Annotated in this window: 20 protein-coding genes; 8 read left to right on the top strand and 12 right to left on the bottom strand. The window is 66.3% G+C overall.

Annotated features, from left to right (window positions below; all coding sequences use genetic code 11):
* Positions 1 to 24 precede the first annotated feature (24 nt).
* The gene (locus ACZ1A1_RS10825; protein ID WP_463619925.1) at positions 25 to 1,575 is read right to left on the bottom strand and encodes an FGGY family carbohydrate kinase; all 1,551 of its coding nucleotides are present in this window, start codon (positions 1,573 to 1,575) and stop codon (positions 25 to 27) included.
* Positions 1,576 to 2,217: 642 nt separating this feature from the next.
* Here ACZ1A1_RS10825 and ACZ1A1_RS10820 point away from each other — a divergent pair.
* The 8 genes from ACZ1A1_RS10820 (at position 2,218) to ACZ1A1_RS10785 (ending at position 10,911) form a co-directional block, all read left to right on the top strand.
* Complete coding sequence (locus ACZ1A1_RS10820) at positions 2,218 to 2,355, top strand: hypothetical protein (RefSeq protein WP_313192545.1); 138 nt, start codon at positions 2,218 to 2,220, stop codon at positions 2,353 to 2,355.
* Positions 2,348 to 2,998 (top strand): DUF2291 family protein, encoded by a 651-nt coding sequence (locus ACZ1A1_RS10815; protein WP_463619924.1) that lies wholly within the window; start codon positions 2,348 to 2,350, stop codon positions 2,996 to 2,998. The genes ACZ1A1_RS10820 and ACZ1A1_RS10815 overlap by 8 nt, the downstream gene beginning before the upstream one ends.
* Positions 2,995 to 4,536, top strand: coding sequence for a sugar ABC transporter ATP-binding protein (locus ACZ1A1_RS10810; RefSeq protein WP_119255686.1), 1,542 nt, complete (start codon positions 2,995 to 2,997; stop codon positions 4,534 to 4,536). Before ACZ1A1_RS10815 ends, ACZ1A1_RS10810 begins: the two co-directional genes overlap by 4 nt.
* A gap of 13 nt (positions 4,537 to 4,549) precedes the next feature.
* Positions 4,550 to 5,590, top strand: coding sequence for an ABC transporter permease (locus ACZ1A1_RS10805; RefSeq protein WP_119255687.1), 1,041 nt, complete (start codon positions 4,550 to 4,552; stop codon positions 5,588 to 5,590).
* A 119-nt stretch (positions 5,591 to 5,709) separates the two neighbouring features.
* Positions 5,710 to 6,657 (top strand): substrate-binding domain-containing protein, encoded by a 948-nt coding sequence (locus tag ACZ1A1_RS10800; RefSeq protein ID WP_463619923.1) that lies wholly within the window; start codon positions 5,710 to 5,712, stop codon positions 6,655 to 6,657.
* Positions 6,658 to 6,775: 118 nt separating this feature from the next.
* On the top strand, positions 6,776 to 7,630 hold the full coding sequence (locus ACZ1A1_RS10795; RefSeq protein WP_370643670.1) for a DeoR/GlpR family DNA-binding transcription regulator: 855 nt from the start codon (positions 6,776 to 6,778) through the stop codon (positions 7,628 to 7,630).
* Between the two features lie 69 nt (positions 7,631 to 7,699).
* Positions 7,700 to 9,226: an FGGY-family carbohydrate kinase gene (locus ACZ1A1_RS10790; RefSeq protein WP_463619922.1), complete on the top strand. Its 1,527-nt coding sequence runs from the start codon at positions 7,700 to 7,702 to the stop codon at positions 9,224 to 9,226.
* Between the two features lie 11 nt (positions 9,227 to 9,237).
* Positions 9,238 to 10,911 (top strand): glycerol-3-phosphate dehydrogenase/oxidase, encoded by a 1,674-nt coding sequence (locus tag ACZ1A1_RS10785; protein WP_463619921.1) that lies wholly within the window; start codon positions 9,238 to 9,240, stop codon positions 10,909 to 10,911.
* 58 nt (positions 10,912 to 10,969) lie between these two features.
* On the opposite strand, the gene ACZ1A1_RS10780 is transcribed toward ACZ1A1_RS10785, so the two are convergent.
* From ACZ1A1_RS10780 to ACZ1A1_RS10730, 11 genes are all read right to left on the bottom strand, one after another.
* Complete coding sequence (locus ACZ1A1_RS10780) at positions 10,970 to 11,773, bottom strand: ABC transporter ATP-binding protein (protein ID WP_463619920.1); 804 nt, start codon at positions 11,771 to 11,773, stop codon at positions 10,970 to 10,972.
* Positions 11,774 to 11,804: 31 nt separating this feature from the next.
* A complete protein-coding gene (gene fhuB / locus ACZ1A1_RS10775) occupies positions 11,805 to 13,748 on the bottom strand; it encodes a Fe(3+)-hydroxamate ABC transporter permease FhuB (RefSeq protein WP_463619919.1) in 1,944 nt (647 codons plus the stop codon).
* A complete protein-coding gene (locus ACZ1A1_RS10770) occupies positions 13,745 to 14,626 on the bottom strand; it encodes an ABC transporter substrate-binding protein (RefSeq protein WP_463619918.1) in 882 nt (293 codons plus the stop codon). The genes fhuB and ACZ1A1_RS10770 overlap by 4 nt, the downstream gene beginning before the upstream one ends.
* 44 nt (positions 14,627 to 14,670) lie before the next feature.
* Complete coding sequence (locus tag ACZ1A1_RS10765) at positions 14,671 to 17,040, bottom strand: TonB-dependent siderophore receptor (RefSeq protein WP_463619917.1); 2,370 nt, start codon at positions 17,038 to 17,040, stop codon at positions 14,671 to 14,673.
* A gap of 152 nt (positions 17,041 to 17,192) precedes the next feature.
* A complete protein-coding gene (locus ACZ1A1_RS10760) occupies positions 17,193 to 18,188 on the bottom strand; it encodes a FecR family protein (RefSeq protein ID WP_463619916.1) in 996 nt (331 codons plus the stop codon).
* A 16-nt stretch (positions 18,189 to 18,204) separates the two neighbouring features.
* Positions 18,205 to 18,702 carry an RNA polymerase sigma factor gene (locus ACZ1A1_RS10755; protein WP_415214285.1) on the bottom strand — a complete coding sequence of 166 codons (498 nt, stop codon included), beginning with the start codon at positions 18,700 to 18,702 and terminating at the stop codon, positions 18,205 to 18,207.
* Positions 18,703 to 19,039: 337 nt separating this feature from the next.
* Complete coding sequence (locus tag ACZ1A1_RS10750; protein WP_463619915.1) at positions 19,040 to 20,545, bottom strand: aldehyde dehydrogenase; 1,506 nt, start codon at positions 20,543 to 20,545, stop codon at positions 19,040 to 19,042.
* A 21-nt stretch (positions 20,546 to 20,566) separates the two neighbouring features.
* Positions 20,567 to 21,355 (bottom strand): ABC transporter permease, encoded by a 789-nt coding sequence (locus tag ACZ1A1_RS10745; protein ID WP_203320232.1) that lies wholly within the window; start codon positions 21,353 to 21,355, stop codon positions 20,567 to 20,569.
* A 9-nt stretch (positions 21,356 to 21,364) separates the two neighbouring features.
* On the bottom strand, positions 21,365 to 22,234 hold the full coding sequence (locus ACZ1A1_RS10740) for an ABC transporter permease (protein WP_463619914.1): 870 nt from the start codon (positions 22,232 to 22,234) through the stop codon (positions 21,365 to 21,367).
* Entirely contained in the window at positions 22,231 to 23,322 is a 1,092-nt protein-coding gene (locus ACZ1A1_RS10735) for an ABC transporter ATP-binding protein (RefSeq protein ID WP_463619913.1), read from the bottom strand. The genes ACZ1A1_RS10740 and ACZ1A1_RS10735 overlap by 4 nt, the downstream gene beginning before the upstream one ends.
* A gap of 77 nt (positions 23,323 to 23,399) precedes the next feature.
* Positions 23,400 to 24,458, bottom strand: coding sequence for an ABC transporter substrate-binding protein (locus ACZ1A1_RS10730; protein ID WP_463619912.1), 1,059 nt, complete (start codon positions 24,456 to 24,458; stop codon positions 23,400 to 23,402).
* Between the last annotated feature and the right edge of the window lie 28 nt (positions 24,459 to 24,486).

The raw sequence follows: 24,486 nt of genomic DNA, 5'->3' as shown, positions 1-24,486 counted from the left end.
AGAGGGGGCGCATTCGTCGTTTCGTCAGCGCGCGGCCAGGATGTCCCAGGCTGGCGCGATGCCCCGGCGCACGGTGGAATAGGCGGCAAAGAGGCGGTTCATGCGTTCGGTGTCTTCTGCTTTCGGCTGCTCGGCCGCGCCGAGCTCGGGCGTCACCCAGTCGGCGATGCAATCGTCCATCGTGCGGTAGACGCCGATGGCGACGGCCGCCATCATCGAGGCGCCGGCGGCGCCCGCCTCTTCGCGCGTGCTGACGCGCACCGGCGCGCCGAGCGCCGCGCCCAGCGTGCCGCGCAGCGAGGCGGAACGGGCGGCGCCGCCGCTGACGCGCAGTTCCGAGGGCAGGGCCCCCATGGCGGCGTAGCAATCGCGCGTCGCCATGCCGAGTCCTTCCACGACGGCGCGCACGAGATCCGGATAGCGGTGGCGGCTGGCAAGGCCGGTGAAATTGGCGCGGGCGCGGGCATTCACGAAGGGGCCGCGTTCGCCGGCCTCGGAAATATAGGGGTGATAGAGGATGTTGCCCGGCTTGCTGGCGGCGATCCAATGGTCGACGCGGCCGATCATGTCGTTGAGGCCGACGGTGACGCCGAATTCGCCGAGAAGGTCCACGCCGAGCTGGAGTAGCCAGTCGAGATTGATCGTCGCGCCCATATTGGTCTGCACCTGGGTGACGATGCCGGGGATGGGGAGCGCGATGACATAGCCGGTGCGCTCGGCATTGAGAACGACGTCGGAAACGGCCTTCGCCTGGAGATGCACGCCCGTCGAGCCGATGGCGGAACAGGCGGCATTGCGGCCTTCGCTGCGCACGCCGGCACCCAGCGCCGTCATGCACATGTCGACATAGCCGAGGCAGACAGGCGTGCCGGGCCTGAGGCCGGCGGCAGCAGCGGCTTCCGCCGTCAGCGGATGCGTGGTCTCGGTGCCGTCGATCACCTCGGGCAGCAGGCTGCGGCGGTGCGTCAGGCCGAGGGCGGCGAGCACGTCGTCGTCATAACGGCGCGTGCGGAAATTGCCGAAGGTGAAGCTCACTTCCGACGGATCGGTGGCGCGCACGCCGGTGAGGTTCAGATAGAGCCAGTCCTTGCAGTGCATGGCGACTTGCGCGCCGGCGAGCAGTTCCGGGAAATGGCGGTCCATATGGGCAAGCTGCGTGCCCTGCTGGCAGGTGTTGAGGCCGGTGCCGGTCGCCTCGAAGCGCAGGCGGTCGGCATCGCTGGCGGCAAGCCGCTCGACGGTGGGAGCCGCCCGCGCGTCGAGCCACAGCCAGGCATCGCCGACGGGACGGTTGCCGGCGCCGACGAGCCAGGTGCCGTCGCCCTGCGCCGTGACGGCGATGGCGGCGGCGCGGGCGGAAAGGTTCTCCACCTTCTCACCGAGCCCGCGCAGGGCGCGCGCGCAGTCGAGCCAGGTCTGGTCGAGGGATTGCGTGACGGAGCCGTCGTCGCCGGTCCGGTAGCTGTTGCGCACGGAGGCGCTGGCGATCTGGCGGCCGGCGAGCGTGAAGGCGACGGCCTTCATGACGGAGGTTCCGGCGTCGATGCCGATGATCAGGTCGGCGGCCTCAGCCATGGCGTGCACCTGCCGATGCCGCGACAGCGCGCGCCGTCTCGCCTGACGTGAAACAAAGCATTCGATCCTCCCGATCGTCCTTCGCGAAAGCGCGCGTGGCTGCCCCGCCAGATTGGGTCAAGGGAGCGCCACGGGGTAGCCCGGACTTCGCGAAGGAACATATCATAAAGTTACCACATGTCGCGTAAAATTTTTCGCACAACGAATTATTTTTCAGCTATGCTGGAGAGTAACGGAGGGCTCCTTTGGGTTGTGTGCGGAGAGCCGTTCTTGCTGGTCGTCCTCAATCAAGGTCGCTCTATAAAACATGCCGACCCTTGGGCAAAAGACTCAAGGATCATATATTGTCATTTAATAGCAGTATGTTGAGGCTTGCATGCCGTTCGCTCTCCTGTCGGGGAGAGCCTAGCTTCCGCAGGCGCCTCTCCGGTATGCTCATGCACTCAGCGCAACAGGTGGCCGGGGAAAACGAGCTAATCAGTGCCGGTATCCTTCAAAAAGGCCGATTGACAGCTCGTGTTAATTTAACATATATACTGCGACATATCACACACATATATCGCAACTGCGAAAAAGTGTGCACTGCAGCGCAAGGCGGAAGAGGAGATCCGGCCGGCGCGTTCATGGGGAGGGCATCATGACATGTTCCGTTTCGAAGGCATCGGCACGCGGCCCTGGCGCCATGGTCGTGTCTTCCGGCCCGTCGATGTCCCCGGCATCGTGCCGGCGCGCCCGCTGACGCTTTCACCGTTCAACCGCAAGGCCATCCGACATGACTGACGCCACGCTCTCGAAATCGCCCCGGCCCGCCCGCAGCTACCGCTGGATCGGCATCGCCGCCGTCGTCGTGCTGGTGGGAGCCATGGCCTTCGACACGAAAATCGTGCAGATCGGCTCCGAGGCCGACGTCCAGGTCCAGAAATTCTCGCCCGTGGCCTTCGGTGCCGAGCAGTTCCCGATCATCAAGCAGAGCGTCGAGACGCGCGCTGCCGACGCGGCTGAGCTGTCGCAGGCGATCGCCGCCGACAAGAAGGCCGCCAGCGAGAAATACGGCGTCAACACCTCCACCGGCCCGGTCTTCCCGGTCAAGTTCACAGGCGTGGTCGGCGAGCGCAAGGCGAACTACAACGTCGTCGCCGTCGAAGGCCTGCCGCCCGAGCTGACGGTGCGGGTCCAGACCGGCCCGGCGCTCAACGGCACGGACCTGCGCGATGCGACGGGGCAGATCGAGTTCGGCCAGTTCAAGAACCAGATCGAATACCAGGATGCCGGCTCCGCCATCAACAACGAGGTCAAGAAGGTCGTTCTCGACGGCCTCGATCCGGCGGCCCTTTCCGGCAAGACCGTTTCCGTCATCGGCGTCTTCAAGCTCGTCAATCCGAAGAGCTGGATCGTCACGCCCGTGAGGTTCGACGTCCAATGAGCGCGATCCCCGAAACCGGACAGAAGGGCGAAGTCGTTCTTGCCGCGCGCAACGTGGCGAAATCCTACGGCAGCGTCCATGCCCTCAAGGGCGTCAATTTCGATATCCATCGCGGGCAGGTGACGACCCTGTTCGGCGAAAACGGCGCCGGCAAGTCGACGCTGATGAAGATCCTCTCCGGTGTGGTCAGGCCGACATCGGGCGAAATCATTCTCGATGGGGAACCGGTCGTCTTCGCGTCATCCTCCCAAGCACGTGACCGCGGCATCTCCATCATCCATCAGGAGCTCAGCCTCGCCCCGAACATGAACGTTCGCGACAACATCTTCATGGGGCGCGAGATCATGACCTCCACGGGCGTGGACTTCGCCGAGGAAGAGCGCCAGACGCGCCTCCTGATGGAAGAACTCGAAGAGGACATCGATCCTCTAACGCTCGTCGAGGACCTACGGCTCGGCCAGCAGCAGATCGTCGAGATCGCGCGCGCCCTTTCGGTCAATTCGCGCATCCTGATCATGGACGAGCCGACATCGGCCCTGTCGGCCTCGGAGGTCGAGGTGCTGTTCAAGGTCATCCGCGACCTGACCGGCCGCGGAGTCTCCATCGTCTATATCTCGCACCACCTCGAAGAGGCGCTGCAGATCACCCACCATGCCGTGGTGCTGCGCGACGGCACGATGACGGCCTATGCCGAGCGCAAGGACATCGATCTCGAATGGATCGTCCGCCACATGGTAGGCGATAATTTCGACCTCGGCTCGCCGCCGGCCGGCTACCAGATGGGCGATGTCTCGCTCTCCATCGAGGGCCTGACCGTTCCCGATCCGGGCGGCGCCGGCTATTCGGTCGTCGACGGCATGTCGCTGTCGGTGCGCGCGGGCGAGATCGTCTGCATCTACGGCCTGATGGGCGCAGGGCGCACGGAACTGCTCGAAACCGTCGCGGGCCGCCTGAAATCCACCGCCGGCAAGGTCGTGCTGAAGGGCAGGGACGTCACCGGCCAGTCGATCGCCGAATGCATCCGCGACGGCCTCGTGCTCGTGCCGGAAGACCGCCAGCGCGACGGACTGGTGCAGACCATGAGCGTCGGCCGCAACCTCTCGCTCGCCAGCCTCGGCGCCTTCACGCGCGGCCTCTTCACCTCGACGTCACGCGAAGGCGGGCTCGTCGATAGCGCGATCCGCAAGGTGCATATCAAGACGGACGGCGGCGCAGCCGCCATCGGCTCGCTGTCGGGCGGCAACCAGCAGAAGGTCGTCATCGGCAAGATGCTGGCGACCGATCCCGAGGTCATCCTGCTCGACGAACCGAGCCGCGGCATCGACATCGGCGCCAAGGCGGAGGTCTTCAAGCTGCTCGCCGAGCGCGCGAAGCAGGGGCTCGCCGTGGTCTACACGACTTCGGAAGTCGGCGAATGCCTGAGCATCGCCCATCGCATCATCGTCATGCGGCGCGGCCGCATCTCCGCCGAATTCGGTCCCGACGCGACCAAAGAACAGATCATGGCCGCCTCCGGCGAAGCCGTGCATGCCCATTAGGAGCGCTGAACCCATGTCAGTCACACCTGCAATCCAGACGAAGGCAGCGGCAAGCGGCGGCAAGCGCAAGAAGAGCCTGATCGAGCTTCTGTTCGAAGGCCGCGCCTTCTTCGCGCTGATCGCCATCGTCGTCGTCTTCTCGCTGATGTCGCCGAACTATTTCACGGTCAGCAACTTCCTGATCATGGCCTCGCATGTCGCCATCTTCGGCCTGCTCGCCATCGGCATGCTGCTGGTTATCCTGAACGGCGGCATCGACCTCTCGGTCGGCTCGACGCTCGGCCTTGCCGGCGTCGTTGCCGGTTTTCTCATGCAGGGCGTGACGCTGCCGCAGCTCGGCATCATCCTCTATCCCTCGGTCTGGGTCGTCGTGGTGCTGACCTGCCTGCTCGGCGCGGTCGTCGGCGCGGTGAACGGCGTGCTCATCGCCTATCTCAAGGTGCCGGCCTTCGTCGCGACGCTCGGCGTGCTCTATGTCGCCCGCGGCATCGCGCTCCTGATGACCAACGGCCTCACCTACAACAATCTCGGCGGCCGTCCCGAACTGGGCAATACCGGTTTCGACTGGCTCGGCTTCAACCGCCTTGCGGGCGTTCCGATCGGCGTCCTCGTGCTCCTCGTCTTCGCCATCGCCTGCCATGTCCTGCTTGCCCGCACGGCCTTCGGCCGCTGGCTCTATTCCTCGGGCGGCAACGAGCGCGCGGCGGAACTGTCGGGCGTGCCGGTCAAGCGCGTGAAGATCACGGTCTATGTGCTCTCGGGCATCTGCGCCGCCGTCGCCGGCCTCGTCCTCTCCTCGCAGCTCACCTCGGCGGGCCCGACGGCCGGCACCACCTACGAACTGACGGCGATCGCCGCCGTCGTCATCGGCGGCGCGGCGCTGACGGGCGGCCGCGGCACGGTCATCGGCACCATGCTCGGCGCCTTCGTGATCGGCTTCCTCTCGGACGGCCTCGTGATCATCGGCGTCTCGGCCTACTGGCAGACGGTCTTCACCGGCGCCGTCATCGTTACCGCTGTTCTCCTGAACAGCGTCAAATACGGCCGCCGCTGACCTCAGCGGCGACCGGCACAGACTGACCGCTGCCGGGAGAGGCGGACCATCGAGTGGCCCGGCAGCGGAAAGTATTGCCGACAATCGGCACAACCGGACTCAACAAAGGGAGTGAGACCATGTTCAAAAAAGGTATGCGTCTACTCTTCGCGGCAACGGCCGTCATGCCGCTGCTGTTCAGCTCTGCCTGGGCGGACGGCCTGATCACCGTCATCGTCAACGATCCGTCGAACCCCTACTGGTTCACGGAAGGCGAAGTCGCCAAGAAGACCGCCGAAGACCTCGGCTACACGGCCAATGTCGGCGCCCACAAGGGTGACACCAACACCGAGAGCAACCTGATCGACACCGCGATCACCAACAAGTCGGTCGCCATCATCCTCGACCCGGCGAATGCCGACGGTTCCGTCGGTGCGGTCAAGAAGGCCGTCGCCGCCGGCATCCCGGTCATCCTCGTCAATGCCGAGATCAACCAGGAAGGCCTCGCCAAGGCGCAGCTCGTCTCGAACAACGCCCAGGGCGCCGCTCTCGGTGCGCAGCAGTGGGTCGAGGCGGTCGGCGACAAGGGCAAGTATGTCGAACTCTTCGGCGCTCCCTCCGACAACAACGCCGCGACGCGTTCGAACGGCTACGAAACCGTCCTGACGCAGTATCCGGACCTCGAGAAGGCCGCCAAGGAAGTGGCGGACTGGGACCGCACCAAGGGCCATGACAAGATGCAGTCCATGCTCCAGGCGAACCCCGACATCATCGGCGTGATCAGCGGCAACGACGAGATGGCCCTCGGCGCCATCGCCGCGCTCAAGGAAGCCGGCAAGCTCGACCAGGTCAAGGTCGGCGGCTTCGACGGTTCGCCGGATGCGGTTGCCGCCATCAAGGCCGGTGAGCTGCAGTACACCGTCCTCCAGCCGGTCGCCGTCTTCTCGGAAGCGGCCGTCAAGCAGGCCGACAACGTGATCAAGAACGGCTCGACCGGTGTCGACACCGAAAAGCAGCTCTTCGATTGCCTCCTGATCACCAAGGACAATGTCGACAAGTACACCGCTCCCTTCGTTCTGAGCGAGTAATCGATCCCGGGAGCGCCCGTCCGCGGGCGCTCCCATCTCGCATTCCCGGGCTTTTCCGGGCCAGCTTGGCATTTTCCTTGCCGCCCGATACGAGATACGAAACCTCTATCCTCGAAGCATGGCAGGGCCTCCGGTGAACAAGAAAGTCGACGTCAAGGATTTGCTTTCGGAAGAATTGCCGAGCGACAGCCGGCATGCGCGCCAGCTCGTGCGGCGCCAGATGATCGCCGAGACGGTGATCGCCGAAGGCTCGATCCGCATCGAGGACCTGACCGAGCGCTTCGGCATCAGCCTCATGACGGCGCACCGCGATGTCGACGAACTCGTCAGCCGCGGCCTCTTCCGCAAGACGCGCGGCATTGTCTCCGCCGCGCCGACCAGCCTCATCGAATCCTCCGACGTCTACCGCGCCACCCGGCAGGCGAAGGAGAAGAAGGCGGTTGCGAAGGCCGCCATGCAGTTCGTCGAGCCGGGCCAGGCGATCTTCATGGACGACGCCACGACCGTGCACGAGATGACGAGGTTCCTGCCGGCCAAGGTGCCGCTGACGGTCATCACCAACTCGCTCGTCCTCATCAACGAGCTGAAGGAGGTGAGCGACCTCAACCTCATCTGTCTCGGGGGACAGTTCTACAATTGGTGCAATGCCTTCATGGGGCACATCACCACCAACGAGATCCGCCGGCTGCGCGCCGACACCGTGTTCATGTCGCTGTCGGCCATCGTCGACGACGTGGTCTATCACCAGTCGCCCGAGACGGTGGAGACCAAGCGGGCGATGTTCGAAAGCGCGGCAAGGCGTGTGCTTCTGGCGGACCACACCAAATTCGAGCGGCGCGCGCTGCATCACTTCGCGACGCTCAAGGAATTCGACGCGGTGATCGTCGACGAGGATATTCCGATCTCCCACCTGTCGCGCATGCGCTCGAAGGGGATCAACGTGATTGTGGCGGACGGCGAACGGTCCGGCTGAGGGGACCGCCGCCGCGGCTGCCCCGATACCCGGTTCCGTTCCGCCGTTCGCTCGAGAATGGAGGCATGGATGCCCTGCATCATGGGTATAGACAGCGGCCTGACGGTGACCAAGGCCGTCATTTTCGACGCGGACGGCACGGTGCTCGCCATCGCCCGCCGGCGCGTTCCCCAGCTCATCCCCGCGCCGCAGCATGTCGAGCGCGACATGGACGGCCTGTGGACCGCGACGGCCGACGCCATCCGCGAGGCTATCGCCGCCTGCGGCCGCCCGGCCTCCGATATCGTGGCGATTGCCGCGACCGCCCACGGCGACGGCATCTACCTCCTTGATGAAGACAAAAGGCCGCTCGGCCCCGCCATTGTCTCGCTCGATACGCGCGCCGGGGCGATTGCCGATGCGTGGAACGAGGGCGAGATCGGCGCCCGCGCGCTGGAACTGACCGGCCAGCGCCCGCACGCCTCGGCGCCCTCCGCCATCCTGCGCTGGATATTCGAGCACCAGCCGGAGCGCTATGCCCGCATCGCCCATTTCATCGCCGCCAAGGACTGGCTGCGCTTCTGCCTCTGCGGCACCATCGGCACGGACCGCACGGAGGCGAGCACTTCCTTCACGGATGTGACGACGCAGGACTATGCCGAGGACGCCTTCCGCCTCTTCGGGCTGGGCCGCCTCGCCGGACGGCAGCCGCCGATGGCGGCTTCCACCGAGGTGGTCGGCGGCGTGACGGCGGAGACCGCGCGCCTGACGGGGCTGGTCGAGGGCATGCCCGTCATGGCGGGCCTGCACGACGTCACGGCTTCCGCGCTCGGCATGGGCGGCTATGGCGAAGGGGTGGTGGCCGTCATCGCCGGCACCTATTCGATCAACGAGACCGTCTCGCCCGCGCCGAAGGTCGATGGCCGCTGGTTCTGCCGCAACGGCATCCTGCCCGGCGAATGGAACAACATGTCCATCTCTCCGGCCTCCACCGCCAATTACGACTGGTTCATCGAGCAGTTCTGCGCCGCCGATGCCCGGCAGGCGGAGGCGGCCGGCGAGAGCATCCATACGGTCCTCGGCAGGGAATTCGAGGCGGCGCGCGAGCGGCCTTCGAGCACCTTCTTCCATCCCTACCTCTTCGGCTCGCCCTTCGGCGGCGCGTCCAGCGCCGGCTTCTACGGCCTCAATGCCTGGCACGACCGCGGCGACCTCGTCCGCGCGGTGCTGGAGGGCATCGCCTTCAACCACCGCGTCCATGTCGACGCGCTGCGCGACGGCTTCGCGCCGACCGCCGCGCGCCTGACGGGCGGCGTCTCGCGCAATCCCGCCATGGCCGGCCTCTTCGCCGATATCCTCGGCATGCCCGTCACCGCGACGCGCACCGAGGAGGCGGCGGCCTGGGGCGCGGCGCTCTGCGCGGGTGCGGGCGCCGGCCTCTACGCCTCGCCCACCGACGATCCGCGCGACCTCGCGTCGATCGAGACGACCTATCAGCCGGACCTCGACCGGCAGCGTGCCTATGACGAGAAATACCGGGTCTTCCTCGATCTCGCCGAGGCGATGAAACCGCTCTGGCCGACGCTGCGGCGTCTCGGCGGGGCGGCGCAAGTTTAGGAATGCCGATCATGACAGAAACGACAGCCGGAACCGTCGAGACCTTCGACGTCATCGTCCTTGGCGCGGGCATCAACGGGGCAGGGCTCTTCCGCGATCTCTGCCTGCAGGGGCTGAAATGCCTGATCGTCGACAAGGCCGACTTCGGCTCCGGCACCAGCGCCGCGCCCTCGCGCCTCATCCATGGCGGCATCAAGTATCTGGAGACCGGCGAGCTCGGCCTCGTCGCGCAGTCGACGCTGGAGCGCAACCTCCTCCTGCGCAACGCGCCGCATTGCGTGGAGGCGCTGCCGACCTTCATTCCCTCCTTCTCGCTGACGAAGGGCGCCTTCGCGGCGCTACGCACGCTGCTCGGCTCCACCACCGCCCCGCGCAGCCGCGGCGCGCTCCTCATCAAGATCGGCCTTGCGCTCTACGATCTCTACGGCGCGCGCCACCGCGTCATGCCGAAGCACCAGTTCTTCTTCCGCCGCAAGGCGCTGGAGGAGATGCCGGCGATCACGCCGCGCATCGTCGCAGGCGGCATCTATTACGACGCCAAGATCAGCCGGCCCGAACGGCTCGTCTGGGAGCTGGTGCGCGACGGCCTCGACGCCAGCCCGGCCTCCCGCGCCATGAACGACACGACGCTGCTCGGGCAGGACGACGGCGTGCTGCGGTTGCGGGATCCGCGCGGTAGCGAGCGATTTGCCCGTGCCGGCATCGTCGTCAACGGGGCGGGGCCGTGGATCGATCATGTCAACGACACGCTTGGCGTTTCCGGCAAGCTGATCGGCGGCACCAAGGGGTCGCATATCCTCCTGAGGCACCCTGAACTGGTCGAAAGCCTCAAGGGCCGCATGATCTATTTCGAGGCGGACGACGGCCGCATCTGCCTCGTCTACGATTTCCTCGGTCTCGCGCTCGTCGGCTCGACGGATATCAAGGCGGACAATCCCGATACGGTGCGCTGCGAGGAGGACGAGATCGACTATTTCCTCGCCAGCCTCCGCTCGCTCCTGCCGGCCCTGCATTTCGGCCGCGAGCAGATCGTCTACACCTATAGCGGCATCCGCCCGCTGCCGGCCTCCGACGCCAGCCAGCCGGGCCTCATCAGCCGCGACCATTCGGCCCCGGTGGCGGAGCCGGCGGAAGGCCGGCCGTTCTCCGTCATCTCGCTGGTCGGCGGCAAGTGGACGACGTTCCGCGGCTTTGCCGAGGAGGTGGCCGACACGATCCTCTCCCGCCTCGGCCGGAACCGGGCGGTAAGCACGCAGATGCTGCCGATCGGTGGCGGGCGCGGCTTTCCGGTGGAGACGGCGGAGCGGCGCGCGTGGATTTCCGGGCGCGCCGCGAAGAGCGGCCTGCCCGAAGCGCGCGTCGAGGCGCTTTTTGCCCGCTACGGGACGACCGCCGATGTGGTTCTCGCCCATATCAAGGAGACGGGAGATGCGTCGCTCGCCCATGTCGAAGGCTACGGCCGCGGCGAGATCGACTGGATCGCGCGCAACGAGATGGTCGAACATCTCGCCGATATCGCCATGCGCCGGACGACGCTTGCCATCGAAGGCAGGCTGACGACCGAAGGGCTCGACGAGATCGCGGCGATTGCCGCCGCCGCGCTGGGCTGGGACGAAGACCGGCGGGCGGACGAGCTTGCGCAGGTCGCAAGCCATCTGACTGCGTTCAATCGCGTAAGCCTTTGATCGCTTTCCGGGGCGAGGGGCTTTCCCGCTTCGCGATTGGCGAAGCGCAGCATCGATGTCACGTCACGAGGGCCGCCAGCCGTCCCGATCCGGCCTGTACATGCACGGTGAAGTCCATTCCGTAGATCGCCCGCAGCGTCTCCGGCGTCATGATCGAAGGCGCCGTGCCGCGGGCGATGACCGTGCCGCCATGCAGCGCGATGATCTCATCGCAGTAGCGGCTCGCCATGTTGACGTCGTGCAGGACCATGATGGTGGTGAGACCCTTGGTCTTCGTCAGGTCGCGCACGAGATCGAGCATGGCGACCTGATGGGCGATGTCGAGCGCGGAGATCGGCTCGTCCAGCAGCAGGCACCGGCTGTCCTGCGCGATCAGCGCGGCAAGCCAGGCACGCTGGTGCTCGCCGCCGGAAAGCGTCTCGACATGCCGGCCGGCCATGGCCGTCATGCCCGTGAGGTCGAGCGCCTCCTCCACCTTCATCCGGTCGGTCGCGCCGAAGGAGCCGAGCGAGCCGTGCCAGGGGTACCGGCCGAATTTCACGAGTTCGTGGACGCTCGTCCCCACCGCGGTCGGCACCTGTTGCGGCATATAGGCAAGGTTGCGGGCGAATTCGCGGCTCGGCCAGCTTTCAAGCGCACGCCCGCCGAAACGGATCCGCCCGGTGGACGGCGCGATCTGGCGGGCGAGAAGCTTGATCAGGGTCGATTTGCCCGACCCGTTGTGCCCGATCAGGCCGATCGTCCGTCCCGCCCCGATCTGGAGGTCGAGCGCTGGCAGTATCCCGCGCCCGCCGGCACTGTAGGCGACGCCTTCCAGGCGGAAGAGCAGCTCGCCGCTCGATGAGGTTTGCGGATAGGTCACGGGAATTTCCTTATGGGGAAGGCATCGGGTTTCATGCGGCCTCCTTGGCCTGCCGCCGCAAATGCCACAGGAACCATGGGCCGCCGACAAGCGCCGCGATGAGGCTTGGCGACAGGGGCCAGGGCCAGGCGAGGTTGCGGCTCAGCCATTCGGCAAGCACCATGATCAGCGCGCCGATCAGGGCGCTGGCGATGCTTGCCGTCGCCATGCCGCGAAAGCCGATGAGGGCGGCGACATGCGGTATCATCAGGCCGATGAAGCTGATCGGGCCGACGACCATCGTTCCGGCGGCTATCGCCAGGGCGGCAAGGCCGATCCCGAGGGCCCGGGAAGTCCTGACCGGCACGCCGAAACCGGTCGCCGTCGCATCGCCGAGCGCGATCAGGTCGATCCTCCGGTGCATCAGCAGGCAGGCGGCAAGGCAGAAGAGGCCGGTGACGCATGCCGCCACCGCCGCGGCCATGTCTACCCCGGCGGTCATTCCCGCGAACCACCCCAAGAGCGCGGCGCCCCGCTGCCCGCCCCCGGCAAGCGCGATGACCAGCATCGCATTGGCCGTATTGGCGAGCCCGAGGCCGAGCAGCAGCATGCGCGAAGGCTCGAACCGGGATCGCAGCCCGAGCAGGGTAACGGCGAGCAGGGCTGCCGTGGCTCCCGCCGCCGTGATCGCGAATTTCGTCGCCACGCCCATGGTCGGGAGGATGACGAAGGCGATGGCGAGCGCCAGACCGGCGCCATGGGTGATGCCGAGGAGGTCGGGACTGGCGAGCGGGTTGCGGAGAAGGCGCTGCAGCAGCAGCCCCGCAAGGGCAAGGCAGACGCCCGCGCCTGCGGACGCCAGCAGCGGGGGAAGGCGCCAGCGCCAGATGAGGGCGAGGTCGTCCTGCCCGGCGAAGGCCCAGCCTTCCGGGCCGCGGCCGTAGAAGAGCGCGACGAATGCCGCCAGAGGCAGGGCGGCGGCGAGAAGGAGGAGCAGCCGCCTGTCGCCCGCCGGCCGGACCGCCGGTATAGGCATGACCTTCGGCGCGCTGGTCGGCGCCCGGCGGGCAAGGAGGATCAGGACAGGCCCCGCCAGAAGGCCGGCCGCCGCGCCGACCGGCAGGTCGCCGGCGACGGTGGACAGCAGGCGCATGACCTGGTCCGTCAGCAGCAGGAGCCAGGCCCCGGTCACGGCGCATTTGAACAGGCCGGGATGCGCGCGTCCCCAGACCGCGCGGGCGATGGCGGGAGCGGCAAGGCCGATCAGGCCGATCTGGCCGAATTCCGCCGTGACGGATGCCGCGAGGAACGAGGCGATGACAAGCAGGAGCAGCTTGATCGTGCGTACCGAAACGCCGAGGTTCGCGGCGGCCTCGTGGCCGAGGGAAAGCAGCCTCAGCGGCTTTTCGAGCAGGCAAAGCGGGCCGATGGCGAGGACGGCGAGAACCATCAGGCGGAGCGACGGCCCCCACCCGCTCTGCTGCAGCGAGCCGACCTGCCAGGTCAGGAGGTTGCTGAGGAAATCGTGGTTGAACAGCACGAGGGCCGTATAGGCCGCATTGCAGAAGAGGTTCAGCATGATCCCCGCGAGCAGCAGCGTCGAGGAGGACAGGCGCGGTCCCCAGGCAACGGCGAGCGTCGTCGCGAGGGCGAGCGCTGCGCCCGCAAGGGCCACGACCTGATAACCGTGCGACCATAGCATCGGCGCGAAGACGAGGCTTGCCGCAAGCGCGAGCGCCACGCCGCCGGATATGCCGAGGACCGTCGGCTCGGCCAGCGGATTGTCGAACGTGCGCTGGAAGACCGCGCCGCCAAGGCCGAGGAGGAAGCCGGACACCACCGCCGCGGCGATCCGCGGCAGCGTGCTGTAGAAGAGTATGGCGGGATCGATCGTCTGGACGGCGGCCACTAGGGCGAGCGCGATGGCGGGCAGGGCGAAGAGGGCCGTCAGCCGGAAGCCGCGCCGCGTCTGCGCAAGGGGGTAAGCGATGGTCACGGTGCGCCTTCTCCTGATCGGTCCGGGACCGCGGCGGTCAGCGCGGCGGCGAGATGAAGGGTCGAAAGGCAGCCGCCGAAGGGATAGAACTGGCCGAGGCGGTTCACCCGTCCTTGCCGCACGGCGGGAAGGCGCTGCCAGAGCTGGCTGTCCGCCAGCACCCTTTCGGTCTGGGGCGCAAGCGTCGGGATCTCCATCTGCATGAAGATCGCGTCTTCCAGTGCCACCAGGGCTTCGAAGCCGACCTGGATGAAGCCGCTCGCATTGGTTGGTCCCTTCCACGCATTGACGAGACCCAGCCGGTCGATCACCGAGCCCGGCATGCTGCCGTTTCCATAGACCATCGCGCGGCTGCCGCTCTGGTCGGGCAGGAGGATGCAGATCGGGCGCGTGCGGTCGATGCGGGCCGCGAGCACGTCCATCTGGCGCTCGACGCTGGCGAGGACCGCTTCGGCCGTGCCGCCGGGCAATCCGGCCGCGCGCCCGCACTGGCGCAGGATTGTGCCGGCGCGGTCGTAGCTTCCCTCGCCGATCATTTCCTCCACCACCTCGACCGGCGCGATCTCGCGCAGGCGCGGCGTCATGAAGAGGCTCGGCGCGCCGATGAAGACGAGGTCGGGGCGAAGCCGGTCGAGAAGCTCGAGGTTGATTTCCCAGAACGGGCCGATGTCCAGCGTCTGCGCGGGCAGGGCCTGCGGCATGCGCTGGTTGTAGTAGCCGGTATCCGCGACCGCGAGCGGGGCGACCCCGAGCGCAAGCAGGGATTCCGCCGCCGCCCAGTCGACGGCGGCGATACGCCTATGCCCCTCCGCCCGGAGCGGGGCGAAGGGGAGAAGGGCGGCAAGGCCGCCGGAAAGAAAGGAGCGTCGCTTCAGCATGACCATTTGGGGCGCACCGCCTCGCGACGGCGCGCCCTTCGCTCTCAGAAGTCGACCGTGAGCTTGCCGATCACCGAGCGCCGGTCGCCCTGGTAGCAGGAATAGCTGGCTTCGCAGGTGGTGAAATATTTCCGGTCGAAGAGGTTGGTCGCGTTCAGGGAGACCTTGGCATGCTCGTTGATGCGATAGCTCGCCCCGACGTCGAAGAGCGTCCGGCTCGGCACGGAGAAGGTATTGGCATTGTTGCCGTAGACATCGCCGACATAGCGTATGCCGCCGCCGATCGAAGCTCCCTCCAGCACGCCGTCGTCGAACGTGTAGTTGAGCCAGGCCGACGCCTGGTGCTCCGGCACGAGCATGGGGCGGTTGCCGGCATAGCCGAGCGCGTCCTTGGTGATCTCGGCATTCGTGTAGGTGTAGGAACCGGTGAAGTCCCATCCGCCGCCGAGGCTGAACTTGCCTTCGACCTCGAGGCCGCGCGAAGCGATCTCGCCCGTCGCGACAATGACGCCGCCCGCCAGATAATTCAGCACGTTCGTCTTCACGATGTCGAAATAGGCCACGGTGAAGAGCCCGTCGAAGCTGTCCGGCTGGTATTTGACGCCGGCCTCCCACTGGCGGCCGAGGGAGGGATCGAACGTGTTGCCGCTCGCATCGACGCCGCTGTTCGGCACGAAGGACTGCGAGAAGCTGACATAGGGGACGACGCCAAAGGTGGTGACGTAGCTCAGGCCGGCGCGGCCCGAGAAGTTGCCGATATCGATGCTGGTGTCCGAGCCGAGGCGGTTGTCGGTATCCAGGTCGAGCCAGTCGTAGCGCCCGCCGATCGTCGCGATGAAGCCGTCGCCGAACCTGATCTGGTCCTGCGCATAGATGCCGGCCTGGCTGTAGCGCTCGGTATAGTCGGCGATGGGCGTGGTCGGGGTCGGGACGGGGACGCCGTAGATCGGGGCACTGGGGTCGATCGAGGGGGCCGGCCCCTGGTAGCGCCTCACGTCGGCATCGGACCAGCTATAGTCGAAGCCGAGCAGGGCCTGGTGGGAAAGGGCACCCGTTTCGAAATCGGCCTGCACCTGGTTGTCGACGGTGAAGGAGTTGAAGCTTTCGTCGAAGCGCCGGGCGAAACGGTCAAGGCCCGTCGCACCGAGGCCCTGGAGGAAGAGGTTGTCCAGCATGAAATCGACATGCCCGTAGCGAACGTTCTGCCGGAAGGTGAAGGTGTCGTCGAAACGGTGCTCGAATTCGTAGCCGATGGTCTGCTGCCGCTGGGCGCTCTTGTTGAAGCTCGGATCGCCGAGCAGGATGTTGGTCGGCTTGAAGAGCATGATGGTGCCGCCGCTGTCGTCCTTCAGCGCCTGCCCGGTGACCGTCAGCGTCGTGTCTTCATCCGGCTTCCAGGTGATCGACGGCGCGATCATCAGGCGGTCGTCGGCGATATTGGTGCCGTCGGAATACTGGAACTGGGTATTGGATTTCCGGGCGACGCCGACCATGCGGTAGAGGACGCTCTTGTCGTCGTTCAGCGCGCCGCCGAGATCGAAGGCCACCTGCCGGCGCTGGTGGCTGCCATATTCGAGCTCGACCTGCCGAATGTCCTCCTCCGTCGGCTTCTTCGACGTCTTGTTGACGATGCCGCCTGCATCGCTCTGGCCGTAGAGCGACGAGGAGGGGCCGCGCAGCACCTCGATCGTGTTCAGCGCATAGGGGTCGGTGCGGTAGAAGCTGTAGCTGCTGGAAACCTGGCGCAGGCCGTCGAGATAGGAACTCGTCGCCTGGGCGTTGAAGCCGCGCATCATGATCCAGTCGTAGCCCTTGGGGTCCGGCCCGTAGGTCTCGATGGCGACGCCGGGAACGTAGCGCAGCAATTCCGTCACGCTCTGCGCGTTCTGGGCCTCCATCTGCTTGCGGCCGATGACGGAAACCGATTGCGGAACCTCGATCAGCCGGGCGCCGGTCTTCGTCGCGCCCATCGAGCGCGAGGCGACGAAGCTGTTCGCCCCGTTGGTGTCCCCGTCGATAACGATGGGGGAAAGGGCGGTGGAGCCGTCGGCATTGAGCGCGGCGCCGTCGGTTCCGACCGGATCGTAGATCTGCACCGTCGTCGCATTGCTGAAGCGATAGAGCAGGCCGGTGCCGTCGAGCAGGCGCGAGAGGGCTTCATTGGCCGTCATGGGGCCGTGCACGGGCTTGCCGGTCTTGGCAATGGCGCGGTTTTCGCGGAACACGACGGAAAGGCCCGTCACCCGGCCGATATCGTTGACGGCCTGGGTCACGGGTTTGGCGGCGATGTCGAAAACGAACTGTCCGCTTTGTCCCTGTTCCTGTGCCCGGGCGCCTGCGATGCCGCAGGCTGCCGACGCCAGAAGGCTGGCCGCCAGAAGGTAGCCGGTCCGCCCCATATGATTCCATGCCATGGATAGTCTTCCTCTCGCTCAAGGCAGTGCGCGGCGGAAACCCGTTCCGTCCGCGTTCTGACTCCTTCACGGATGAGAGGCAGCGACGATGAACCCCTTGGGGCGAAGAATCCTGAATTTTTTCATCAACTATCTGGGGCGCAAGGCGAATTTCATGGCGTGATCACGGTGAGGCGTCCGGCAAGCGCATGGAACCGGAATCCGACGGATGCCTGAAGCGAGGCGAGCGCGGCATCCGTGTCGTCGAGCGGGAAGCTGCCGGTCACGCGTTCGTTCGCCAGCCGGGTCGAGGCGATGGCGATCCGTCCCTTCCGGTAGCGCTCGATCTCGCGCACGACATCCGCAAGGCGGGCGCGGTAGAAGACGAAGCGGCCGTTGTGCCAGGCGAGGCTGTCCTCGATGTTCACGCTCTCGACCGGCTCGAGGCCCGCCTTGCCGAACGCGACCTGTTCGCCCGGCTTCAGCAGGGCCTGCGCCCGGTCGGACCCAGCGGTGACCGCGACGCTGCCATGGGCGAGCGTGACGACGGTCCTGTCGTCGAGCAGGCGCACATCGAAGCGCGTGCCGAGGACGCGGACCTCACCTTCGCCGGCCGCGACGATGAAGGGCCGCGCCGCATCGTGCGTCACCTCGAAGAAGGCCGCCCCGCGCAAAAGCCGCACCCGCCGTTCGCCCGCCGTGAAATCCTCGGAAAGCGCGCTGTCGGCATCGAGCAGGATGGTCGAGCCGTCGGCCAGCGCGATGCTGGCGCGCTCGCCGCGCGGGCTCACATAATCGGCGGTCATGTCCTGCAGCAGGTGCGGGCGTTCGAGCCAGACGGCGCCGCAAAGGAGACAGAGCAGGATGACGACGAGGCCGGCAAGGTTGCGCGTGGTGCGCCTGTGGCTCTTCTCGCCATCCATGGCGCGAAGATAGACCGCCAGTTCGTCGGCTTCCGCCTCGGCAAGGCTCCTGCCGGGCTGTTCCGCCGCCTCCCAGGCGAGGGCCACCGACCTGAATGCCTCCGCATGCGCGGGATCGGCCGCGCGCCAGGCTTCGAAGGCGATCCTCTTGCGCTCGGTGGGCGTCTGCAGCAGGTCGATGAACCATGCGCGCGCTTCCGCCTCGATGTCCCTCTCCGTCCGTTCGGATGTCCCGGTCTCGTTCATCTCGCTCTTCCGCCCCTCAATCGGGAAGGCTTTCCTGGCAGGCGGCCACGGCGCGCGCCATGTGCTTGGCGACCGCGCGCTGCGAAATGCCCATGGCCGAGGCGATTTCGGCGAAGGTTCTAGCGTGGATGCGGTTGAGAAGGAAGATATGCCGGGTCTGCTTGGGCAGCGCCGCAAGCGCCTGGTCGATGCTGCGCAGGCCCTCCCTTGCTTGCAATATGTCGTGCGGGGAGGCCGGGCTGGCCGCATATTGCTCCGGCAGCAGGCCGTCTTCCAGCGAGCGGCGCGTCTGCTGCGCCCGCAGATGATCGATCGCGGCATTGCGCGCGCAGCGCGACAGATAGGCGGCATGGTTGCCCGTGCCCAGCGGGGAGCGCTCCCAGAGGCGAAGGAAGACGTCCTGCACGAGGTCGTATGCCGTGGCGGCACATCCGACACGCCGGTTTATCTGCCGGTGAAGCCGCTCCCGCTCGGACAGGTAGAGAGCCGCCATTTCCTCATTCTTGGACGTCATTGCTTCAGAAGTCTCGGCCGATCTTCCCGCGGCAGTCATGATGGTAGGAGGCAGCCGGCACGCGCGCGGCCTATCGATAGGCCTGTGCTGGACGGGCCTTGGTGGCAATACTTGTATATAATAATCATGTTTTGTAAACGGGGAATATGCGCCTGAATGGCTTCCCGATGCGCCCGCACGACCTACCCGAGGAAGCGGCCTATGTGGTTTTCCGTCGCACGGTAATGAACCGGAACCGCAAGATCGGAGCCTTGCCGAATTTCGGCGGGGATCGCGATAGATTTCATGGCTCCCGGGACGGCGCGTCTTGTGCCGTCCCGGGAGTAGTCATGCGGGCTTAATCGAGATTCACCCAGACCGATTTCGTCTGCGTGTACTGCGTCAGGGCTTCCAGGCATTTGTCGCGGCCGTTGCCGGTCTGCTTGTAGCCGCCCCAGATCGAGGTCATGTCACCGTGGTCGAAGCAGTTGACCCAGACGACGCCGGCCTCGATATCACGGGCGAAGCGGTGCGCCTTGGAGATGTCGCGGGTCCAGACGGAGGCGGCGAGGCCATAGATGGAATCGTTGGCGATCTCGACGGCGTCGTCGATGCCCTCCACCGGGATGATCGCGGCGACCGGGCCGAAGATCTCCTCGCGGGCGATGCGCATGCCGTTGTCGACGCCCGTGAAGAGGGTCGGCTCGACGAAGGCGCCTTTCGGCGAGGCGGCGAGAGTGCCGCCGCCGAAGCGCAGCGCCGCCCCTTCCTGCCGGCCGATGTCGATATAGTTCAGCACCCGCTGCTGGTGCGAGGCGGTGACGAGCGGGCCGATGGTCGTCGAAGGATCGAGCGGATCGCCGAGCACGAAGTTCTCCCGCGTGCGGGCCGTGAAGCGCTCGACGAAGTCGTCGTGGATGCGTTTCTCCACGAGGATGCGCGAGCCCGCATTGCAGACCTCGCCCTGGTTGCCGTAGATGCCGTTGACGGCATAGGTGACGGCGGTGTCGAGATCGTCGTAGTCGCCGAGGACGATCTGGGGCGTCTTGCCGCCGCACTCGGTCGAGACGCGCTTCATGTTCGACTGGCCGGCATAGATCATCAGCAGCTTGCCCACCTCGGTGGAACCGGTGAAGCCGATCTTGTCGACGTCGTTGTGCAGCGCCAGCGCCTTGCCGGCCTCCTCGCCGAGACCGTGCACCACGTTGAAGACGCCCGCCGGGCCGCCCGCCTCGATGAAGAGTTCGGCGAGCAGGTTGGCCGAGAGCGGCGATTGCTCGGCCGGTTTCAGCACGACGGAATTGCCCGTCGCCAGCGCCGGGCCCAGTTTCCAGGCGGCCATCATCAGGGGATAGTTCCACGGCACGATGAGGCCGACGACGCCGAGCGGCTGGCGCAGGATGTAGTGCAGGGCATTGGCCGCCGTTGCCGTCACCGCGCCCTCGATCTTGTCGATCGTCTCGGCGAAGAATTTCAGCGACGTGACGGAGCCGGGAATGTCGATGTTCATCATGTCCATGACCGGCTTGCCCATGTCGAGGCTGTCGAGCACGGCGAATTCCTCCGAATGCGCCTCGATGAGGGCGGAGAATATCTCCAGCACGGCCATGCGGGCGCGCGGGTCCATGCGTGACCATGCGCCGGAGCGGTAGGCCTTGCGGGCGGCGGCGACGGCGCGGTCGATCTCCGCCGCCCCGCCGCGCGCCACCTCGGCGATGGTCGCCCCGGTCGCGGGATTGATCGTCGGATAGGTCCGGCCGTCGGCGGAAGCGACATAGGCCCCGTCGATGAAGTGCTGCGTGCGGAATTTGAGGCCGCTTGCCTTGCTGCGCCAGAAATCGAGCGTGTAGGTCGAGGCATCCATGCTTGTTCTCCCTTCCATGGATCAGGATTGGTCGCGGTCGCGCAGGAGCGTGACCGAGAGGACGATGAGGACGAAGGACACGGCGACGATCACCGTGCCGATGGCGTTGATTTCCGGCGTGATGCCGCGCCGGAGCGTCGAATAGATGTAGATCGGCAGCGTCACCTCGCGGCCGGTCAGGAAGTAGGTGACGGGGATTTCGTCGAAGGACAGCGTGAAGCAGAGCAGCGCCGAGCCGAGGATGGCGCTGCGGATGCCCGGCAGCGTGACGTGGCGGAAGGTCTCGAAGGGCGTCGCGCCGAGATCGGCGGAGGCTTCGAACTGGCGGCGGTTGATCTTGGCGAGCCGCGCCATGACCTGCGAGACGACGACGCCGAGCAGCGCCGTCGCATGGCCGATCACCACCGCCGTCAGGCTCTGCGGAATGCCGATCTGCTTGTAGAAGTTCAGCATGGCGATGCCGGTGACGATGCCGGGCAGGCTGAGGGGCAGGAGGATGACGTTCTGGAACAGCCGCTTGCCGGGAAAGTCGTAGCGGTCGAGCGCGAGCGCCGCCGTCACGCCGATGACGACGGAGAGTGCCGTTGCGAAGAGCGCCACCCACAGGCTGTTGGCGAGTGCCCGCAGCATCTGGCCGTTGGCGAGGAAGGCCTCGTACCAGTGCAGCGTGAAGCCGGAAAGCGGGAAGGACGTCACCTTGCTGTCGTTGAAGGAGAACATCACGAGGATGACGATCGGCAGGTAGAGGAAGGCGAGCACGCCGAGGCTGACGCCCACCATGCCCTTCTGCCACCATCTCAAGCGCAGCATGGCACCCTCCTAGAAAAGATCGACCCGGCCGGCCCGGTCGAGACGGCTGGAGAGTTGCAGGAGGATCAGCACCAGCGCGAGCACGAGCGTCGCGAGCGCCGATCCGAGCGGCCAGTTGAGTGCGGCGCCGAACTGCGTTTGCAGGAGGTTCGCCACCATCGTCCCGTCCGGCCCGCCGACGAGAACGGGCGCGACGAAATCGCCGAAGGACAGGCAGAAGGTCATGGTCGCGCCGGCCACGACACCGCCGAGCGACAGCGGGAAGATCACCTTCCAGAAGGTCATGAACGGACCGACGCCGAGATCCTCCGACGCCTCGATCAGGCGGCGCGGAATGTTGTCGAGCACCGCGAAGAGCGGCATGACCATGAAAGGCACGAAGATATAGACCAGCGTCACCACCATGGCGGTCTGGTTGTAGAGGAAGATGTCGAGCGGCGCCGAGACGATGCCGGTTGAGACCAGCAGCGAATTCAGCGCGCCGTCCGTGCCGAGGATGATCTTCCACGTATAGGCGCGCAGCAGGTAGGACACCCAGAGCGGCACGATCACCGACATGTAGAGAAGGTTGCGCAGCGCGCGCGAGCGGACGGTGAAGACGAGGAAATAGGCGAGCGGGTAGCCGAGCAGCAGCGAGCAGAGCGTGACGGAAGCGGCGATCTTCAGCGTGCGCAGGATGACGGTCGTGTATTGCGGGTCGGCGGCGATCTGCGCGTAGTTGCCGAACTGGAAATCCGGATAGAACAGCGGGAACTGCCGCGACCAGAAGCCCACCGAGATCATGATCGCATAGGGCACGATCATCAGCAGCAGCACCCAGAAGAGCGGCAGCGAGAACAGGGCGGCAAAGCCGGGGAAGGTGCGGCGGGTGAGGTTCATCGCCCGCCCTCCGCTTCGAAGACCAGCACGTCGGCGGGGTCGATGCCGATCGTCACGCGATCACCGGGCGCAAGCTCCGCCGGGACGGCCGTGCGTGGAAGCTCCGCGAAGATCGGCCTTGCGGCCCCTTCGGGCATGAGCTCGACCCGCAGCCGGTCGCCGTGGAACAGGCGTTCCATCACGGTGCAGGCGAGCGTGTTTTCCGCCCCGACCGCCGTGACATGCAGGTGCTCGGCGCGAAGGCCGAGGCTGGCATGGCGGCTGGCGGCAAGGCTGGCGGCCTCGCCGCGCCGGCTGTGCAGCACCTGTCCGCCCGCAAGCCGGAAAGCGCCGCCGCCGAGGGCCTCGGCATCCGCCAGGTTCGCGCCGCCGATGAAATCCGCGACATAGGGGCTGGCGGGACGATCGTAGAGATCCGTCGGCGAGCCGACCTGCGCGATGCGGCCCTCTTTCATGACGACGATGCGGTCGGAGAGCGCCAGTGCCTCGTTCTGGTCGTGCGTGACCATGAGGAAGGTGATGCCGAGCTCGCGGTGCAGGCGCTTCAGCTCGACCTGCATGCCCTCGCGCAGCTTCACGTCGAGCGCCGAAAGCGGCTCGTCGAGCAGCAGCACGCGCGGGCGGCGCACGATGGCGCGCGCCATCGCCACGCGCTGGCGCTGGCCGCCCGAGAGGGCGCCGGGCCGCATGCCGGCCTTGCCCTCCAGCCCGACCATGGCGAGGGCGTCGGCGACGCGCCTGTCCCGCTCGGCCTTCGCCACGCGGCCGGATTTCACCGAAAGGCCGTAGCCGATATTCTCCGCCACGCTCATATGCGGAAACAGCGCATAGTCCTGGAAGACCGTGTTGACCGGCCGGCGATAGGGCGGGCTGTCCGTCACGTCCTGGCCGGCGATGGCGATGCGGCCCGCGCTTGCCTGCTCGAAGCCGCCGATCAGCCTGAGCGTCGTCGTCTTGCCGCAGCCCGAGGGGCCGAGCAGGGTCACGAACTCGCCCTCGGCAATCGCAAGGTCGGTCTCCTGAAGGGCAAGGAATGCGCCATATCGTTTCGCAACGCCGGCAAGCGTTACAATCGGGTTGGAGGTCATCGGATCCCCGTGTCTGTTGAAATGTCTCGCGTGGGTGTCGGGAAGCGCCGCCTTCCGGGGCGCTTCCCGACAGGGCCTTACGGCGCGGCCTTCACGGCGTTCCAGGTTTCCAGATACTTGTCGAGGCGGACGGGCTGCTGCCACATGACGAGGCTCTTGACGAACTCGACATTGTCGACCTGGCGATCCTTCTTCATCTGGTCATCCATGCAGCCCTGCACGGCCTTCGGATTGACCGGGAAATAGCCGGTGGACTGGGCGACGCCGCACTGGCCCTCGGGCGATTGCATGAAGCTCATGAACTTGTAGGCGCACTCCTCGTTCGGGGAGTCCTTCACCAGCATCATGGAATCCATCCAGCCCTCGGCCTTTTCCTTCGGCGTGAACTCGACGACCTCGAAGCCCTTCTTGAGGTTGTTGACGTCCTTGCTGGTCAGGCCTGTCCAGGCGTTGGAGACATAGACTTCCTGGTTGGCCATCAGCTCGGTCAGTTCGCCCGCCGAGGCCCAGTATTTGCGGATCAGCGCCTTCTGCTCGATGAGCTTGGCCTTCACGGCGTCCAGTTGCTCGTCGGTGAGGTCGAAGACATTGTCGTAGCCGAGATAGCGCGCCGTCCAGTAGAGCGCCGACTTGTCGTCCCAGAGCGAGACCTTGCCCTTGAGCGCGGGGTCGAACAGGACGGAGATGGAATCCGGCTTGGTGGCCAGCTTGTCGGGACGGTAGATCAGCGAGACGGAGCCCCAGATCAGCGGTACGGCCCAGGTCTCGCCGTCGGCCACCACGTCGCTCTGCTTGGAGAATTCCGGATAGATGCCGTCGAAGCCCTCCACCTTGGCCGTGTCGATCGGCGCGACGAAGCCGGCCTGCCGCATCATCGGCACGGTATCGAGGGAGGGGCTGATGATGTCGTAGACGCCGCCGCCGGCGGCGAGCTTGGCGGCGAAGTCGTCGTTCGAGCCGACATAGGAGGCCGTCACCTTGCAGTCCGAGGCGGCCTCGAACTTGGAGATGAAGCCGTCAACCGCATAACCCTCCCAGGTCAGGTAGTTGAGCTCGCCGGCCTTCGCGACGAGGGTCTGGGGGATGAGGCTTGCGGCAGCAAGGGCGAGAATTGCGGATCTGCGCAGTCTGGACATGTTTGTTCCCCTTCATGTCTTTGGTTGG

It is taken from the genome of Shinella sp. R2-11 (genome assembly GCF_055330205.1).
This window is presented reverse-complemented; position numbering and strand designations above follow the sequence as displayed.